6 protein-coding genes, 1 tRNA gene and 3 pseudogenes are annotated in these 19,312 nt (G+C 65.4%); 5 read left to right on the forward strand and 5 right to left on the reverse strand.

All coding sequences use genetic code 11. From position 1 onward, the window contains the following. Nucleotides 1–13: 13 nt before the first annotated feature. Nucleotides 14–87, forward strand: a tRNA-Pro gene (locus OCT49_RS31255). Between the two features lie 99 nt (nt 88–186). On the opposite strand, the gene OCT49_RS31260 is transcribed toward OCT49_RS31255, so the two are convergent. The 3 genes and pseudogenes from OCT49_RS31260 to OCT49_RS31270 all read right to left on the reverse strand — a co-directional run bounded on the left by OCT49_RS31260 (nt 187) and on the right by OCT49_RS31270 (nt 3,605). Continuing rightward, nucleotides 187–1,404: a tyrosine-type recombinase/integrase gene (locus OCT49_RS31260; RefSeq protein WP_283855154.1), complete on the reverse strand. Its 1,218-nt coding sequence runs from the start codon at nt 1,402–1,404 to the stop codon at nt 187–189. A 719-nt stretch (nt 1,405–2,123) separates the two neighbouring features. Continuing rightward, a pseudogene (locus OCT49_RS31265) lies at nt 2,124–2,561 on the reverse strand (transposase); the annotation flags it as partial. 132 nt (nt 2,562–2,693) lie between these two features. Continuing rightward, nucleotides 2,694–3,605: a group II intron maturase-specific domain-containing protein gene (locus tag OCT49_RS31270; protein ID WP_283855155.1), complete on the reverse strand. Its 912-nt coding sequence runs from the start codon at nt 3,603–3,605 to the stop codon at nt 2,694–2,696. A gap of 90 nt (nt 3,606–3,695) precedes the next feature. Between OCT49_RS31270 and OCT49_RS31275 the strand changes: the two genes are divergently transcribed. After that, nucleotides 3,696–5,336, forward strand: a complete 1,641-nt coding sequence (locus OCT49_RS31275; RefSeq protein ID WP_283849848.1) for an IS4 family transposase — start codon at nt 3,696–3,698, stop codon at nt 5,334–5,336. 40 nt (nt 5,337–5,376) lie between these two features. Further along, a pseudogene (locus OCT49_RS31280) lies at nt 5,377–5,937 on the forward strand (transposase); the annotation flags it as partial. A 119-nt stretch (nt 5,938–6,056) separates the two neighbouring features. Here the strand turns inward: OCT49_RS31280 and OCT49_RS31285 are convergent. Both OCT49_RS31285 and OCT49_RS31290 read right to left on the reverse strand, forming a co-directional pair. Next, nucleotides 6,057–7,033 (reverse strand): annotated as a pseudogene (locus OCT49_RS31285) (IS5 family transposase). A 23-nt stretch (nt 7,034–7,056) separates the two neighbouring features. Next, a complete protein-coding gene (locus OCT49_RS31290; protein ID WP_283855156.1) occupies nt 7,057–7,458 on the reverse strand; it encodes a hypothetical protein in 402 nt (133 codons plus the stop codon). 1,263 nt (nt 7,459–8,721) lie between these two features. Here OCT49_RS31290 and OCT49_RS31295 point away from each other — a divergent pair. Together OCT49_RS31295 and OCT49_RS31300 are read left to right on the forward strand one after the other, a co-directional pair. Further along, complete coding sequence (locus tag OCT49_RS31295) at nt 8,722–12,252, forward strand: laminin G domain-containing protein (RefSeq protein ID WP_283856002.1); 3,531 nt, start codon at nt 8,722–8,724, stop codon at nt 12,250–12,252. 253 nt (nt 12,253–12,505) lie between these two features. Then, complete coding sequence (locus OCT49_RS31300; RefSeq protein WP_283856003.1) at nt 12,506–18,898, forward strand: RHS repeat-associated core domain-containing protein; 6,393 nt, start codon at nt 12,506–12,508, stop codon at nt 18,896–18,898. The last annotated feature ends 414 nt before the right edge of the window (nt 18,899–19,312 follow it).

Raw genomic sequence — 19,312 nt, forward strand, 5'->3', positions numbered from 1 at the left:
GGGGGATTCGCAGCGGGACGTGGCGCAGCTTGGTAGCGCACTTGACTGGGGGTCAAGGGGTCGCAGGTTCAAATCCTGTCGTCCCGACTCGTGAGAGTCACAGATCAGGGCCGGTTTCGGAGACATCCGAAACCGGCCCTCGGTCATTCCTGGGGACCAGTTGGGGGCCGGCCTCCTTGATCGGTGTCAACGGACCATGGCGATCGGGCCTGCCAGGGAGCGTGGTGTGCGGAGCACGCCGAGGCTCGCGGAGAGCGCCGCCCCGGCAGCCGTGATCTTGTGCATGTCGGGGTGCAGGTATCGCTGGGCCGTGGTCAGTGACCCGTGGCCGGCGATGCGTCGCAGGACGTAGACCTGCACGCCTGCGTCGGCGAACCAGGTCATTCCGGTGTGCCGGAGGTCGTGGCGGCGCAGGTGCTCGTGGCCGAGCTTGGTGACCACGTCGTCCCAGTGCGTGGCGTCGCGCAGGACGGCGGTGGAGATGCGTCCGCCGCGCGGGCCGGTGAACAGGCGGGCATCGGGATTCGGGCCGGCGGACAGAACGTGCTGAGCGACGAGGGGACGGATCTCCTCGACGATGGGAACCTTGCGGGCTCGCTTGCCCTTGGTGCCCTTGTCGGTCAGCCCCCCGGGAGCGGGTGTGGTCTGACGCCGCACGGTCCAAATCCACTGGGCGGTATCGATGTCCCCGACACGGCAGCCTGAGACCTCGCCGATCCGTGCAGCGGTGCACGCGGCGAAGACGACCACGTCTCCCCAGCCGCGGTACTGGTCGTGGGAGGCAGCCACGAGAGCCTCGGCCAGCGCGATGAGGGTCTCCCAGTCAGGCAGGGCCAGTGCCCGTGGGTCGAGAAGTTCATCCTCGGCCTGCTTGTAGAGTTTCTGCCAGCCGGTCACCCGGGCGGGGTTGACCTTGATGATGCCGTCACGGACTGCCTGCTCCATGACGCGGACCAGGACGGCGATGGTGTTCTTCACCGTTGAGCGGCTGTGTTCGTCGGCGATCCAGTTTTGCACGGCGCGGTCGACGACACCATTGGTGATCATCCGCACCGCGAGGTGGCCCAGGGCGGGAACAACACGCATTCGCCACCCCGACAGGTAGGGGTCCAGCGTTTTCAACTCCAGACCGCGCAGGGCGAGATCCATGTTCGCTTCGCCGTATTCGGCGAGCTTCATAGTGGCCAGCGACGGGCTCAGGCCGGCCTCTGCGGCCTCGATGATGGCCTGAAGCCATTCCTGGGCCTCTTCTTCGCTGTCCTTTCCCTCGGACAGTGACTGGCGGCGCTTGCTTGTCGGATCGGTCCACCGGACACGCGCCCGATACGGAGTGGGGCGGTCAGGACGGTACTCGATATCGATCGAGAGCCGAACACCGACAGGAACGTTGGTCTTATCGGTCATTGTGTCCCTTGGTCGGGACGGTACGTCTGTGGCGCAGCCATTCCTCGACGTCAAGGGCGCTGTATATGACGACGCGTTCCGAGGCCGTGACGAATGGCGGACCCTGGGGAGGCTGAGTGGTGCGCCAGCGGCGCAGGGTTGAGGCATCCACTCCCAGGCAGGCGGCGAGGTCACTGGCTGAATACCAGCCGCTGGTCAGGAGAGGCGCTCGGCTATCAGGTGAGACGGCATGATGGTGAGCAGCTGCAGGGTCCGCCGCGGCCTCCTTCTCGTGATGTGGTTCGGCGTTGGCAATGGTTGCTATTGGTTCATTGGGCAAGTGCGGCTACTCTCCAGGGAGTACGGAACACTAGACGGATCTGCGGAAGAGTCCAGAGACGGACGGCACAGTTCGCGAACGGAGAACGCGCGGCAAATTTCCGGCAGATAGCGGCGATGCTCTTTCACTGTTGCTTCGATCTGTGGTTGTGCTCGAGTGCGGACGTTGGCGCATTAAGCGTCTCTGGAGACGCCGGTTTGGCTAACCGGCGTTTCCGGGCTATGTTGCCGCCGCGTCAGATATTGATGGGAAACTCTTGTGGTTCCTGCTGTCGGCACACGACACCACAGGTCAGCGGCCCGTGGAACGGAACCCGAAGAGTTTCCCATCACTAAAGGCTGCCCCGTAGTAGATCGTGGGATCGATGTGGATACCGATGGCCCTTGTAGGTTCCTCTCAGTTATCCGTTGAGGGTGAGGTTGTGCAGGCGCGCGATGCCGAGCATGGCGTGGTGGACGCCGTCGCCTTTCAGGCAGCAGTCACGCAGGATCTTCCAACTCTTCATGCGGGCGAAGGTGTGCTCGACGCGGGCTCGAACTCGCTTGTGGGAGTGGTTGTGTTCCTCCTTCCAGGCCGGAAGTTCCTCGCCCTTCGTCCTGCGGTGCGGGATGACGAGCCCGGTTCCCTGGTAGCCGCCGTCCGCAATGGTCGTGGTGTGGCCCACGGCGGCCTTGGCGCCGGATTCCTCCCAGCCTCGGGAGTCGTGCCGGTTACCGGGCAGAGGCCGGCCGACGATGACGACCAGGCGGGTGTCGGCGTCTATGACCACCTGATGAGCCGTGGAATAGCGGTAGTTCTTCGACTGCTCGGCGATCGATCGGTCGCGGGTAGGTACCAGGTGAGGTCGGCCCGGGGCGCCCCGCCGACGTTTCCGTCGGTGGGTTTCCCCGAGCCGCCTCCCGCACCCGCCGTGCGCGTTTCCACGCACCGGGCGCTCCACAAGCCCCAGTGATTACGCCCGGTTTCTCTCTCATGCTGTGCTCGGCCACGGCGAGGGGATCTTCGTTTCCCGATAGGAGTAGTAGGTAATCTTCACTGCTCCTGGATTGAACAGAGTCACCTCGCTGGTAGCGGGCCACCATCCGTCGCTGGTGTTCTTGCGGCGGATTTCCTTCCAGTTGGATCGCCGGTGCTTGCGGCGAAGCCATCCAAAGACCTGATTCCAGATGTATGCCCGCAGGTAGTTGAAGGTCGCCTTCGACGAACCGTGCTTGAAGTAGGCAGTCCAGCCCCGCAGTACCAGGTTGAGTTGGTAAAGCAAGGCTTCGAGCGGCAGGTTCACGTCCTGCCAGCACAACTTCTTCACCTTGGCCATGATGGAGTGAAGCGCCTTCTTGGCCGGATACAGGTAGACGAAGTATTTGCGGGTACCTCGCTTTCGGTGACGTTGGATACGCCAGCCGAGAAAGTCGAGACCGTCCTCGATGTGGGTTATCAGTGTCTTCTCCCGCGACAGGCGTAGGCCCATCATGGTGGAAAGAAGATTCGCGATCTCCTCACACAAGACCTCGGCATCGGCTCGGGTGTCCGAAACCGCCAGGCACCAGTTATCCGCGTACCGGATCAACCGATAGTTGGGCAGACCGTACTTCCGACGCTTCGCCTGCTGATATTGCTTGGCACGAGGCCCGCCCGGCGACTGGGCGATGAACTCATCCAGCACGGACAGCGCTACGTTGCTCAGCAATGGTGAGAGGATCGACCCCTGCGGGGTACCGGCATCAGTTGACCTCAGAGCCTTGTCCTCACCGAGGATGCCAGCCTTGAGGAACGCCTTCACCAGGCCCAGAACACGCTTGTCTCCCACACGCTTCCGCACCCTGTCCATCAGGGCAGGGGGGCCTTGCCCCAAGGCCGGGTAGTTAACGTTTTCGCAGGTCATGCGCGCCAGTTGAAAGATTTCCGACGCAAGAGCAACGGAGCTCGTTGGTACAGGCAGTCGTCCAAGACAGCTTGTACTCGAGGAGCTCCGTTGCCGTTTCATCATGTCCTGCCGGCCTCGGTGATGGCCATCACCCGTACGGTCACAGTGGCCGCGGGCCGGTTCGCGCCCGGGCGTCTGGGCGAGTTGACGCCCGTCGTGCCGTTCGAGCTCATCGACGCGGTCCTGGCGGAGACCCGCTCGGTGCAGAGACGACTGCGCGATCTTCCTTCGCGGGTCGGGATCTACTTCCTGCTCGCGATGTGTCTGTTCCCTGAAGTCGGCTACCGGCTGGTCTGGGACAAGCTGACGGCCGGGCTGGCCGAAGTGCCGGTGGCCTCCCCCACGCCGAAGGCCCTGCGTGATCTGCGCCGACGACTGGGCAGTGCGCCGGTGCGGGCGTTATTCGAGGTTCTCGCGGGGCCTCTGGCACGGCCGACGACACCCGGTGTGCGGTTCGGGCCGTACCGGACTGTGTCATTCGACGGCTGCAGTTCGCAGAAGGTCCCCGACTCCGGGCGAAACAGGGCCTGGCTGGGGCGAACCTCCCATCACGGCTATCCCACACTGGAGTTGATGACGCTGGTCGAGACCGGGACACGGGCCCTGATCGGCGCAGTGTTCGGACCCACCGCCGAGGGCGAGACCAGCTATGCCTCGCGCCTGCTGCATCTGCTGCGGCCGGACATGCTCGTCCTGTGGGACAAGGGCTTCGACGGCAACGACTTCCTCGCTTCCGTCACCGCGACCCGCGCCCAGTTCCTGGGCCGACTCCGCAGCAACCGGCGTACCCCCGTCCTGACACGTCTCGCCGACGGCTCATACCTGTCGGTGATCGCCGCCGTGAAGGTACGTGTGATCGACGCGAACATCACGGTGACCTGCGCGGACGGCACCGTTTTCACCGGCTCCTACAGGCTGGTCACCACTCTGACCGACGCCCGCCGATACCCGGCGGCCGCGCTGGTGGGCCTCTACCACCAGCGGTGGGAACACGAATCTGCGTACTACGCGCTCCGCCACACGATCACGAACGGGCGCGTCCTGCGCTCGGGCGACCCGGCCGGCGTCGAACAGGAGATGTGGGCCCTTCTCACCCTCTACCAGGCCCTGCGCACCATGATGGTCGAGGCCGCCGAGTCGCTGCCCGGCACCGATCCGGACCGCTGCTGCTTCACCATCGCGCTCCAGACCGCCCGCGACCAGGTCGTCCAGGCCGCCGCCGTCATCACCGACCCCGCCGATGTCGGCCGCGTCGGGCTGATCGGGCACCGGATCCTGGCCCGTCTCCTGCCGCCCCGACGGCAGCGCGTCAGCACCCGCAAGGTCAAGTCACCGATGTCCCGTTACAGCACCCGCCATGACGACGGCAGGCCCGACACCAGCCGCACGATCACCGGTCTCGACATCAGCGTCCTCGAACCTCGCGAACCGCACCCTCAACTCCCCGCCATCTCCCGCGACGACCGGCACACAGCCCTCGCCGAGCGCCGACGTCACCGGATCCTGGGCCTGCTCGAGGAAAACCCCACCCGCCTCTGGCGCCCCCGTGACATCGCTTCCCACTTCGGCGACATCACCATGGAGACCATGTATCGGCAGCTCTCCAGATGGGCCGAGACCGGCCTCATCCACAAACTTGGCCCCGGCCTCTACGCCGCCACTGCATGGACCCCAACACCCCTTGCGTGACCTGCGAAAACGTTAACTACCCGGCCTTGGGACAGGTCCCGCGGCCATCGCCCTGGAGGCGGCTCAGGCCCAGCACACTGTGCTGCCCGGGGAGGATGTTGCCGGGCAGATCGTCGCCGACCTGGCGGCACAGCTCCTGGCCCTGGACGACCGGCTCAAGCGGATCGACAAGCAGATTCGCGAGACGTTCCGAAGTCACCCGCAGGCCGAGATCAGCGAGACGCTGCCCGGAATGGGCCCGATACCCGGCGCCGAGTTCATCGTCGCAGCGGGTGACTTGACTACGTATGTCGACGCCGGCCATCTGGCCTCGGCGGCTGGGCTGGTGCCTGTCCCACGCGACTCCGGCCGCCGGACCGGAAACCTGCACCGTCCCAAGCGTTACAGCTGCCGCCTGCGACGGGTGTTCTGCATGTCCGCGCAGACAAGCATCATCCGCGACGGCCCGAACCGGAACTTCTACCTCAAGAAGCGCAGCGAGGGTTGCAAGCATGTCCAGGCCGTCATCGCCTTGGCCCGGCGCCGGGCCAGCGTGCTGTGGGCTCTCCTGCGCGACGACAGGCTGTTCACCCCCGTCCCGCCCGTCGCGCAGGAGTCTTGACTTCGTCATTGAGACTCCTGGTGAGCGGTGGATCTTGGTCGTGACACCGTCTACAGGAGCTTCGTCATTCAGCACGGCCGGGATTCCTCAACCCGACTAGGGCCTGTATCGAGTCGTGATCACCCGGCTCGGGTGAGGTCCTTGATCCAAATCATGGAGGCGCGGAGGTGAAGTCCGGCTTGGTAGCTCTCGGGGGTCTTGTCGTAGCGGGTGGCGATGCCGCGCCAGGCTTTCAGTTTGTTGATCAGGCGTTCGACGGTGTTCCTCGCCTTGTAGAGCTCGGCGTCGTGGCTGAGGGGCCTCTTCTTCCGGTTGGCAGCCTGGTCCTTCTTCTCCGGGATGACTGCCTTGATCTGGCGTTTGCGCAGGTAGGCGCGGTTTCCGCGGGAGGAGTACGCCTTGTCTCCGGCGACCGTGTCGGGGCGGGTGCGTGGCCGTCCGACGGAGCCGCGAACCCGGATCTTCTTCAGCACGGGGATGAACTGAGGGCTGTCGGCGGCCTGTCCGGCGGTCAGGATGATCGCGAGCGGGCGGCACCGGAGGTCGGCGGCGAGGTGGACCTTGCTGGTCTGTCCGCCCCGCGAGCGCCCCAGCAGGGCGGCCTTCAACCGGATCCGGTGCCTGCGCCGGACGCGTCTTCGCTCTTCGCGGGCGGGGTCGCCGTTCTGTCCGCCTTGTCCTTCCGGGCTGCCCCCTTTTGTCGGGCCTTCTCCTCCTCGGCGGCGGCCTTCTCCAGGGCGCTCAGGACCTCGTCGTCCAGGTGCATCCCGGCGGCGTCGTGGTGGGCGCGGGCGGTCGTGGAGTCCACGCTGACCAGCGACAGATCCACCTCGCCCCGCTTCGCGGCCTCGGCGATCAGGCCCTCCAGCAGAGTCTCGAAAACGCCGGTGTCGCGCCACTGGCGGAAGCGATTATGAACAGTGGACCAGGCTCCGAACTCGGCCGGCATCTCCCGCCACTGCCCGCCCGACCTGAACTTCCAGATCACTCCCTCGAACTGCTCCCGCAGCCGCTCGGGATACGGGCCGTACCTGCCTATCGGCAGATACGGCCCGATGAACTCCCACTCCGCATCCGTCAGTTGCACCCGCGTCATGAAAACCGATCTACCAGAAAGTGTCACGCGACACAGACTGAATCCGCAGATTGATCACGACTCGATACAGGCCCTAGAGCTCCGTCCTCCTTCGGCCGCCAACTCCGCGCATTGGGATGCGGTCCCTCCGCGAGGAACAGCCCCGGCTCCGGCCCCGGCCCACTGTACGGGGCCTTCTCGATGCGCTTACCTTCCGGCTCCAGGCCCTGCCGCTTCGCATAGTTGACGACGCGCCGCCATTCCGCGACCTCGTCGTCATCGGGATCAGTGATCCGGACGCGACCCTTGGCGACGAGCCGCTCGATCAGCTCCTGTGCCTTCGCCCGCCGGGTTCGCGCGACAGGCCGCTCGCCATAGGGCGTCCGAGGGTTGGCCGGCACCGCCGACTCACTGCCGTCGGCAGCCGAAGAGTCGTCGTCGATCATCAGGGCCCCACGATCCCGCAAGGCATCGCCTGAGCGCCATGCGCTCGACATCCAGGTTCCGGTGCTCTCGTCGAAAGCGAGGCGTTCGACGAACCCGCACTGCCGTATAGAGCCGAAAGACGCCCGTCAGCAGTGGGAGTCTCCTGGGACTTTTCTGGGACTTCCAGCCCCATCAACCGGCACGAGCGTGAAAGAATCGAAAGGTCATTCGCGCAGGTCAGCGGCCATCGCACGCCCATCACGGCAGGTCACGGCGCTCGCTGGTCTCTTCCGGCACTCCCGTTGCGGCCCCTTTCAGGGCCGAGCCGAGCCGTCCGGCGCGCGTCCGCGGACTCCGCATAGCCGTGAAGGCACGGAGCCCGAGACAGCGACGAGTTGCCCGGCCACTGCGTCGGCAGTGCGACTGCTTCCCTGCCGACGTCTGGCAGTGGCCGCACTCGCCAACGCCCGCCCTTCCCGCGTTCGACCCGGTGTACAGGACCTCGGCCCCGCCCGGAGCGCTGCTGCTGATGACCAATTACATCCGGCCCCGCCCAGACTGTCCGAGGATGGCAGGCGCTTGCCGGCAGCCACCCAGGCGCCGGCGATATATGCGGCGATGGCGGGCCCGAGCTCGGGCCCGCGCCCTGCGTCTGCCCCTCTTGTACGTGGCGGCGAACTCCGTCAGCATCAGCCGGGCCCTATCGAACCGCTTGGCCTCGAACTGTGAGATCCTGCAGGCGTATTCGCCATACCGGATGGATCCGTCGGTCTTCCAGGCCAGTACTGAGCGACTTGTTGGGCAGCAAGAGGGCCGTCGCACGGAGTTGGTGCAGCGCGCACCTGGCCGCGCAGGAGTCGCTCCCGCCGCTGCACGACCCGGTTCTGCTCCGGAATCTTCCGTGAGACCGCGGCCCCGCCTTCCCGGTCTACACCAAGTCCGGGGACGTCCCGCCGAGTTCGTCGCGGTCCCCTGCTGGCCGAAATAGATCAACGTGATACACGACACAGTTGACCACTGGGTCCGATCAACACATGATCCACACAGATTCTTTTAAAGAAAAGCTAAGGGATGGGTGGGGCGTGTTTACTCAGGGACGGGGGCACAACTGGCGTCAGGCGGTGCGAAGTTAGGCCGTAGCTGTCGCGCTTCTAGGGAGTGCGATTCCGGTGGTCGGGGTCGGAGCGACTCCGGCAACAGCCCATGACGGAGCGGCCTCGACAGTGGTCGACGGGACTCCTGAGTCGAAGGCCAGTGTTCTCGCGGAGGAGACCGGTGAGCGAGTGGCCGTGGACGGGGCGACTACCGAATCGTCCCAGGTCTTCGCCAACCCGGACAGCACCTTCACACAGGAAATGAACGCGGCTCCGGTCCGTGCCCGGAGAGACGACGGTACCTGGGCACCCATCGACACCACCCTCGTTCGCGAGACCAACGGCTCTGTGCGGGCGAAGAACACGACAGCTGGTCTCACCTTCTCCGGCGGCGGCAGCGGGGATGGGCTGGTCACGTTGAAGGATGAGGGACACGAGCTGCGGCTCGGCTGGCCCACTGTGCTCCCGGAGCCCAGGCTCGACGGCGACGCCGTCACGTACGCTGGAGTCCTCCCGGACGTCGATCTGAAACTGACTGCGCTGAGCTCTGGCTACACCTCGGTGCTCGTGGTCAAGACCGCGGAGGCGGCAAAGAATCCGGCGCTCGCGACGATCAGGATGACCGTCTCCGGCAAGGGGCTGGACATCGCCCCGACAGCCGACGGCGGCTTCGTCGCGCGTGACGGCGACGGCACCCCGGTCTTCGAGAGCCCGGCAGGGCGGATGTGGGACTCGGCCGGTGACACCCCAGCAGCGGGCATCACCACGCAACTCGGCCGCACCGTTTCAGCAGAGTCCGAGGGCGAATCGCAAGCGACGGAGGCGGGCCCGTTGCCTGCTGCCGGGGGTGAGCCTGGGCCTTCCGAGGGCCCAGGCAGCGGTGACGCGACGGCCGAGCTCCCGCTCAAGCTCGTCGGCACCACTCTGGAGATCACCCCTGATCCGGCCCTGCTCCACGGCGAGAACACCGTCTTCCCGCTCTACATCGATCCGCCGACCAAGGGCATCGCGCTGGGCGACTGGACGGCCCTGGCCTCCAACGGCACCAAGTACTGGGAGTTCGATGGGGACAAGGGCGTGGGGAAATGCTCCAACTATGCCGGCTACCTCTGCTCCAACAGCCCGTACACCCAGCGCATGTACTTCGAATACCCGCTCTCGTCGATCCACGGCAAAAAGATCCTGGACGCGACGCTGGAGGTGTATCAGCTGTGGACGTTCACCTGTGATCCGCACTGGTACGACCTGAGCCACGTCAACAAGGGCATCTCCTCCAGCACCACCTGGTCGACCCGCCCCGCCGCGGACGACCTGATGGGCGACCGGAACGTGGCCTACGGCCGGGGCAGCCTGTGCGACCCGTCGCAGCCGGCGAACTGGGTACGCTTTAGTGACAATGTGGGCGAGGAGACGAACGAAAACCTGACGACGACCCTCGCGTCCCACGCCGCCAACAAGTCGGCGCAGATCACCTTCTCGCTGACCGCACACGACGAGTCCGACGCCGCCGCCTGGGCACGGTTCCGCAACGACGCGAAGCTGTCGGTGACCTACGTCTCCTACCCGGACAAGCCGACCTCGTACGGCGTCCAGCAAGGCACCACCGGGCGGGCCTGCAACGCCTCCACGCTGCCCTTCGCCACCAGCGACACCACGCCGAAGATGCTGGCCACGGTGCAGTCAGCGGACGGCGCCAACGCCCAGGTGCGCGCCCTGTTCGAGGTATGGAAGGCCGACGGCTCCAGCCGCGCCTGGTACGCGGCCTCCCCGGACGGCGCCTGGGTGGCCGACAACGCCCCCCGCGACGCGACCTCCAGCGCACTGCCGGCACAGACGGACTACCGGATGCGGGTCAAGACACAGGCGTACTACAAGACGGACCGCGGCGTCACCGGTGTCCTGGACTCGTCCTGGTCGTCCTGGTGCTACTTCCGGGTCGACACCGATTCGCCGCCACCTCCGCTGGTGACCAGCGCGGACGGCGTCTACAAGCCGGCCGAGACCGATCCGGCCGCCGGCGGGGTGGGCACGTCCGGCAAGTTCACCTTCACCCCCGCGGACACCAACCCCACTACACCCGGCATCCAGTCGGACGTCGTCAGCTACAAGTGGAAGCTGAACAGCGGCGTAGTCTCGGCCCCGATCACCGTCGCCAAGGGCGCGGCCACCACTCAGACGATCACGCCGAACCAGGCTGGTGAGAACACCATCCAGGTCTGGGGCTTCGACGCGGCCGGACACAGCTCGCTCACCGGCTACTACAGCTTCCTCGTGAAGGGCGCAGAGAAGCCCTCGGGAATCTGGCACCTGGACAACGCCCTCACCGACGCCACCACCGCCACCCAGCACCCGCTGACCTCCTCGGGGGCCACCTGGGACACCCTAGCCCGCAGCGGCTCCGGCGCGGCAAAGTTCAACGGCACGAGCGCCTACCTCTCCACCCCCGGCGCGGTACTGGACACCACCAAGTCCTTCTCTGTCTCGGCCTGGGCCCGCCTGGAGAAGAAGGACGTCAACTACACCGTTCTGTCCCAGGCGGGAACGAACGCCTCCGGGTTCCAGCTGTACTACTCCACGGCCGCCAACGCCTGGGTCTTCAACCGGCACCAGACGGACGTCTCGGCTCCGGCTATCACTCGCTCAATCGGAGCGAAACCGCCGGTTCTGAATGCCTGGACCCATCTCGCCGGTGTCTACAACGCGGCGTCGCAGACGATCCAGCTCTACGTCAACGGCGTCCCGCAGGGCGAGCCGGTGCCGTTCACGGTGACCCCGTGGAAGGCGTCCGGCGGACTGCAGGTCGGCCGCCTGTGGGCCTCGGCGACCGGCAAGGAGAACTTCGCCGGCACCATCGACGAGGTCAAGGTCTGGTCTCGCACGCTGGCGGACACCGAGGTCGCCCATGACGCCTGGCTGGAGGACGAGGACATCAGCGACGGCACCGCCGGCGACCCGGTCCCGGCGCTCGTCGCCAAGTGGGACGCCACCGACATGGCCAACGCCACCGGCACCACGGTGAAGGACACCAGCGGCTTCGGCCGGAACCTGACACTCAACGGGGCCGCGCTCACCCAGTTCACCACCGGAGACCCGGAGATCGGCGAAGAGGTCACGACCACGCAGTCGATGACCCTGAACGGCACCAGCGCCTACGCCACCGCTGTCGGCCCGCTCCTCGACGACTCCGGTTCGTTCACCGCAACCGCCTGGGTGACGCTGGACCCGGCCAAGCTCGCCGACACCACCAAGTCCTACGCGGTACAGGTGCTCGGCCAGTCGGGGACGAGCCAGTCCTCCTGGGGCGTCTGGTACGAACAGCCGGCCGGAAGCACCCAGGGGCGGTGGACGTTCGGCCGTCCCGACAAGGACGGCACCGGAGCCTCCTGGACCGAGAGCGAATCCACCGCATTCACCACCGCTCAGCTCGGAGTGCCCGTCATGCTGACAGTCGTCTGCGACGCCCAGACCGCAGCCGACCCCGAGGACACCTCCAAACTCGGCGCACTGAGGCTGTACGTCGACAGCGCCCGGATGGGCGACGAGGACGGCGTGCCGTACACCACTTCCTGGCAAGGCAGCGGAACGTTCGAGATCGGCCGGGCGGAAATCAACGGCGCCGCCGCACGCTACTTCCCCGGAAAGATCGACAGCGTCCGTGTCTGGGCCGGCGCCACCTCCACCGACAACATCGCCAACCGGTACAACATCGAGCAGCGGTAGAAGCGAGGACGGTCGGAGTGCTTGCGCTACTACGCGATCTCCGACCTGTTCAGGCCCGGGCGCTGCTGATGCCGGCGCCCGGGCCGTCTCGCACTTCTCCAAGTCTCCCGTAGCACGCGCGTCTTGACGGGCGCGCCCCAAAAGCAGCGCTCGCAGCATCGATGCCGTTGCCGGAGCGTTTCCCGCCCACCATCGAACACGGAGAGTAAATGTGTCCTCGCCACCCTTCCGTAAGCGCTTGCCAGGGGCCGTCATACGCCGCTGGCTCGGCCGCGGCGCCCTCATCGTCGCCCTCTCTGTCCTTCCGCAAGCTGTGATTCCCTCGGGGTACGACTTCACCGCCCAGGCCCAGACCGCGACAGCCCGAAAGCAGCTGGAGGACCGGCCCAAGGCGAAGATCGACAAGGTAGGCAGGCTCAAGCCCGGCACGTCCAAGGCCCCGAAGGACAAGGCCGCCTCCGCCTCGCGCAAGACCCGCGCACGGCTGAACAGTGCCGCGTGGCCGGAGGCTGGAAAGGCCACCGCAAAGGTCCCCGCAACCAGCACGGGGACCGCCATCACAGTCGGCGGACTCGACGTGGACCTGGCCCAGGCGCCCACCGCCCCGGCAGCCAAGTCGGCCAAGACGAAGGCGGAGACTACCGGCCCCGCCGAAGAGGTGGCGCTCAGGGTCCACTCCCAGGCCGCCGCGAAGAAGGCAGGCGTCAACGGGATCCTGCTCACCATTGATCCCTCCGGAAGAGCTGCCGGAGATACCGACAGGCTCCGGGTGTCTCTGGACTACTCCACCTTCAACGACGTCTACGGTGGCAACTTCGGGCCCCGACTGCGCCTGGTGACACTCCCGGCGTGTGCGCTGACCACCCCCGAGAAGGAGTCGTGCCGTACTCAGCGGCCAGTAGCCGGTGCGAGCAACGACACCGGATCGCAGACGCTGACAGGCACCGTCTCCGCCCGCGCACTCGCTGCCGGGTCTCCGGTCCTGCTGGCCGCAGCAGCCGACAGCTCCGGCGGTGGAGGTGACTTCGCCTCCACCCCGCTGTCCCCGACCGCCACCTGGGAGGCTGGCGGCAACACGGGTGACTTCACCTGGAACTACCCGCTGCGGGTTCCTCCGGCCACGGCCGGCCCGTCCCCGAACCTGTCCATCTCCTACAACTCCGCATCCGTGGACGGCCGCACGGCCGGGGAGAACAACCAGACCTCGGTGATCGGTGAAGGCTTCTCGATCACTGAGTCCTACATCGAGCGCAAGTACGCCTCCTGCAAGGACGACGGTCACTCCGGCAAGGGAGACCTGTGCTGGAAGTATGCCAACGCCACCCTGGTTCTCAACGGCAAGGCCGTCGAGCTGGTCAACGCCTGTACGGACAAGGCGGCCTGCGACACCGCAGCCCTATCACAGGCGTCCGGCGGCACGTGGAAGCTGAAGAACGAGGACGGCACCCGCGTCGAGCACCTGACCGGCGCCACCGACAACGGCGACGACAACACCGAGTACTGGAAGGTCACGGATGCATCAGGCACCCAGTACTTCTTCGGTAAGGACCGGATGCCCGGCTGGAGCGACAAGGGCACCACGTCCACGGCGGACGACGACCCGGTCACCAACTCCGTCTGGACTGCGCCGGTCTTCGGCGACGACTCCGGGGAGCCCTGCTACAAGTCGACCGGCTTCGCCGACTCTTCCTGCAACCAGGCATGGCGTTGGAACCTCGACTACGTCGTCGACACACATGGCAACGCCAGCACCTACTGGTACGGCAAGGAGACGAACTACTACTCCAAGAACGCCGACACCACGGTCAACGGCACCGGCTACACCCGCGGCGGCTACCTCAACCGCATCGACTTCGGCCTGCGCAGCGACCTGATCTACACCAAGCCCGCCGCCCAGCAGGTCCGCTTCACTTACGCCGAGCGCTGCGTCACCTCAGGCGGCTGCTCCAGCCTGACCAAGGACACCAAGGCCAACTGGCCCGACGTGCCCTTCGACATGATCTGCGCGGCCAACACCAAGTGCACCACCCAGATTGGCCCATCCTTCTTCACCCGCAAGCGCCTCACTGACATCACCACCTCCGTGTGGACCGGCACCGGCACCACCCACAGAGACGTGGACACCTGGCACCTGGCACAGGACTTCCCCGACACCGGCGACGCCTCCTCCGCCAGCCTGTGGCTGAAGTCCATCCAGAACACCGGCAAGGCCAACACCACCACGGCCGCCATGCCGCCGGTCACCTTCGGCGGCATGCAACTGTCCAACCACGTCGAAGGCAGCGGCCCGGATACCCTGCGCTACATCAAGTGGCGCGTGCGCACCATCAAGTCCGAGACCGGCTCCACCCTCACCGTCAACTACTCCGACCCGGACTGCATCTGGGGCACCAATGTGCCGAAGGACGTCGACAAGAACACCCGCCGCTGTTTCCCGGTCAAGTGGTCTCAGTCCGGAGCTGAGCCGGTGACCGACTGGTTCCACAAGTACGTGGTCACCTCCGTCCTCCAGGACGACCCATACGGCCACGGCGACACGGGGGAGACGTACTACGACTACCAGGGCGGCGCGGGCTGGGCGTACGCCGATGACGAGGGCCTGACCAAGCCGTCCAACCGCACCTGGTCGCAATGGCGCGGCTACGGCAAGGTCGTGCAGACCTCCGGCGACTCCGAGGGGCCGCGCAGCAAGAAACTGACGCTCTACATGCGCGGCCTGAACGGCGAGAAGGAACTCGACGGCACCGCACGCGTGGAAAAGGTCACCGACTCCACCGGCACCGCAATCGACGACTCCCGTCAGTACGCCGGCTTCGTCCGCGAAACCATCGCCTACAACGGCACCGAAGAAGTCAGCGGCACCATCAACACTCCCTGGTCCCACAAGACCGGCAACCACAGCTACGACTGGGGTACCACCGACGCGTGGATCGTCCAGCCCGGGGAGGTGAGCACCCGCACGACCACCCCGGGGGGCTCCCGCACGGTGCGGCAGAAGAGCACGTACGACACCACGTACGGCCTGCCACTCACGCTGGACGACAGTGGCGACACCTCCAAGAGCGGCGACGAGACCTGTACGCGTAAGACGTATGTCCGGAACACCTCGGCCTGGCTGGTCTCGCTCACCTCTCGCGTTGAGACGTACAGTGTTCCGTGCGCGAGTACGCCGTCGGTGCCCAAGGACGTGGTCTCCGACGTCACCACGGCCTATGACCAGCAGGCCGTCGGAGTGGCGCCCCTCAAGGGCGACCCCACAGCCTCGTACCGGGTCGCGAGCTATAGCGACGCCGACAAGAAGCCTGTCTACCAGCAGGTCTCCCGGTCCACATATGACAAACTGGGCCGTCCGTCCACCGCGACCAACGCCCTCGATCGTACGACCAGGACCACGTACGTCCCCGATGACGCCGGCTACGGTCCGCTGACGTCGAGGACCACCACCGACCCGAAGCTCTACACCACCACCGACACGGTGGACCCCGCCTGGGGCGTGACTACCAAGTCCACCGACGCCAATGCCAATGTCACAGAGTGGGACCTCGATGCACTGGGCCGGCTGCGGTCGGTGTGGAAGCCTGACCGTTCTCGCGGACTGAATGACGCCGCCAGCATCATCTACACGTACAGCGTCAACAACAACAAGGAGACCTGGATACGCACCGACGCCCTCAAGGCGGATGGGAAGACCTACAACAGCTCGTACGAGATCTTCGACGGCATGCTTCGGTCCCGGCAGAAGCAGACCCCCGCACCGAACGGCGGCCGGGTGATCTCCGAGACGCTCTACGACGACCGGGGCCTCGCCTACCTCACCAACGAGCAGGTACACGACAACAATGAGCCCTCGGGAGTCCTGGCCAATACCTTCCCCGGCTCCGTTCCCGCCTCCACCGAGACCGTGTTCGATGCTGCGGGCCGAGCTACCGCATCCGTTTTCAGGGTCTACAACCAGGAGAAATGGCGCACGAAGACGGACGAGCAAGGCGACCGCACCGCTGTCACCGCTGCCGTCGGAGGCACAGGCACCTTGACTCTCACCGACGTCAAGGGCCGTGTCACGGAACGCCGCGAGTACAACGGACCGGTCCCGAGTGGCAGTGACTACACTCGCACCCTCTTCACGTACACACCTGGCGGCCAGATCAGCAAGATGACCGGTCCGGACGACGCCGTGTGGTCGTACGGCTACGACGTGCGCGGACGCCAGGAGTACGCGATAGACCCCGACAAGGGGCGTACCGACACCACGTACAACGACGCCGATCAGCCGGTGACGGTCACCACCACCCTCAACGGCGTTTCGCGAACCCTGATTACCGATTACGACGAGCTCGGCCGTAAGACCGGTACTTGGGACGGGGTGAAAGACAGCGCCCACCAGCTGACGAAGTTCACCTTCGACTCCCTGGCCAAGGGCCAGCCGAGCGCCTCGATCCGGTACGTCGGCGGTACCGCCGGCAAGATCTACTCGCAGACCGTCACCGGCTACGACGCCCTCGGTCGCGCCAAGGGCACCAAGACCGTCATCGCCGCCAGCGACCCATTGGTCGTGGCAGGTGCGCCGCAGACGTTCACTCAGACCACGGCGTACAACATCGACGGCACCGTACAGTCCGCTTCGATGCCGGCCCTCGCTGACCTGCCCGCGGAGACAGTCAACAACAGCTACAACTCCCTGGGCCTGCTCACCGGGACCGACGGCATCACCGACTACATCCAGGACATCGGCTACTCCTCGTATGGGGACATCGAGGAGACGCGTCTGGGCACCTCGACCGGCGCGAAGCAACTTCAAGTTCTCAACCGCTACGAGGACGGCACTCGCCGTCTGTCCAACACCCACACGGTCGACCAGACCAACGCCGGATACACCAGCGACGTTGACTACGCGTACGATTCCAGCGGAAACGTGCTCTCGGTCACCGACAAGGCCAACGGCACGGACACCCAGTGCTTCGCCTACGACGGATACCGGAGGCTGACCGAGGCGTGGACTCCCCAGTCCGACCGCTGCGCCGACACCCGCTCGGCGAATTTGCTCGGTGGTCCGGCCCCGTACTGGACGAGCTGGACTTACGCATCCGGTGGCCTGCGGAAGACGCAGACGGAGCACAAGGTGTCCGGCGACACCCAGACCTCGTACTCCTATCCGCCCGTCAACGCGTCCGGCACGGGGCAGCCGCACACCCTGACCTCGTACACCGTCAACGGGGGGACCGAGCGGGCCCTGAGTTACGATGAACATGGCAACACCACCAAGCGATACGGTCCTACCGGCTCCGCACAGAGTCTCGCCTGGGACATCGAGGGTAAACTCACCCGCCTCACCGAGGAAGCCAAGACCACGGACTACCTCTACGATGCCAACGGAGAGCTTCTGATTCGCCGGAACCAGGGTGAGACCGTTCTCTACCTCGCCGGTCAAGAACTGCACTACAACAGTGCCACTAAGAAGTTCACGGCCGAGCGCTACTACGCGGCCGGTTCTGTCACGGCGGTGCGCACCGAGGCCGGCCTGCACTGGATGATCGACGACCATCACGGAACAGCCTCGATGGCCGTTGACGCCGTCACCCAGAGCATCACCCGCAGTTATACGAAGCCCTTCGGCGAGACACGCGGTACGGCCTCGTCGGCTTGGCCGGACGACAAGGGCTTCCTGGGCAAGGCTACGGACGTCAGTACTGGACTCGTCCATGTCGGGGCGCGTGAATACGACCCGACCACTGGACGCTTCCTCTCAGTGGACCCCGTCATAGCCCCCGAGGACCACGAGTCCCTCAACGGGTACGCGTACGCCAACAACACCCCGGTCACGAAGTCCGACCCGAGCGGTGAGCGCCCTATTACGGCCTGCGAGCGCGGGTGCAGCGATGGCAAGGGCGGCTCCTACCGCGACTACTTGGAGATGGGCCCCAACGGCACCTGGGCCTACCACTCCACCCAGACCTACACGCTGCCCGCCCCCTTCGCGGGCTTCAGCGGCGCCAGCGGGATCCTCACCATCACCGTGAAAAACGACGGCGGGAAAGTCTCCCAGAAAATCACCTACAAGAAGGGTCCTGAGCCCAAGCCCGAGCTCAAGAAGGGTGAGGACCTATTCGCCCAGATCGAAAGCTACATGTACGACGAGCTGGCCCGTAATGCACGGTCCAACGATGTCAAATCGATCCAGGGTCTGCTGCGACCTCACGATTGGTACGACTACCTGGGCGGTCGGGACATGGGGAAGGACTCGGTGGCGGCCTTGGCCATGTGGAGCGCCAAGGTCTGCCCCAAGGTATGCGAATGGGACCACAAGCCGAAACTGGATAAAAAGTTCAAACTTTCCAAGAACGGCTATTTCACCGACGTCCCGGGCACTGACTACCAGGTCTTCTACGATATGTGGTCGAACGTCCACTATGGATATGTCGGCCGGGCCGCCGGTATCGACTCCAAGGCTCTCATCGAAGGGGCCTCCATCTCTGATCCGATCCTCGTTGGCGAAGATGACCAGGGTGACCACATGACGATGCAGGCAGGAGTCGACCTCTTCGATCAGTATGGCCTTGGATTGACCCGTCAACAGTTCCGCACCTCCATCGTCGACCTGGTGGGGAAGATGCATGAAAAGGGGACGAACCAGGTGAAGAAAAAGTAATGAAATGCCTGCCCGGCCCGTTTGTCACGGGTCGGGCAGGTGCCGCCGGTCAGGGTGCTTTTACTGGGCGGTAAAGTGGCGATTATGCGGCTGAGGATTTTTCCGGAGTCAAGAATCTTGGGGGAATTTATGGGCGGGCGACGGCTTTACGGATGTCTTGGGGCGGCAGTGGGGCTCGGTCTCGCGGTATTTGCTGCAATGCTTCTCGGTAGAGCGTTGAGTGCGTGCGACGCAGGCGTCAACAATACGGCGAACAGTACTTTTCTCCTCTTCCTTTTCATTCCGTGCCTCTGGGGCCTTCTGGTCTTGAGTTGGGTAGTGGTGGGAGTTTTTCTGGGGAAACGACCACTCTTCCATGTTGTTGCCCTCATAGTGATACTCTTTGTCCTGTGCTGGTGTGCTGTCTCCCTTTTC

The organism is Streptomyces sp. ML-6, from assembly GCF_030116705.1.
Lineage (GTDB): Bacteria > Actinomycetota > Actinomycetes > Streptomycetales > Streptomycetaceae > Streptomyces.

Bases quoted from the DNA above. Each gene is read 5' to 3' on its own strand.
- OCT49_RS31260 (WP_283855154.1), bottom strand. From the start codon at position 1,404: ATGACCGATAAGACCAACGTTCCTGTCGGTGTTCGGCTCTCGATCGAT.
- OCT49_RS31270 (WP_283855155.1), bottom strand. From the start codon at position 3,605: ATGACCTGCGAAAACGTTAACTACCCGGCCTTGGGGCAAGGCCCCCCT.
- OCT49_RS31290 (WP_283855156.1), bottom strand. From the start codon at position 7,458: ATGATCGACGACGACTCTTCGGCTGCCGACGGCAGTGAGTCGGCGGTG.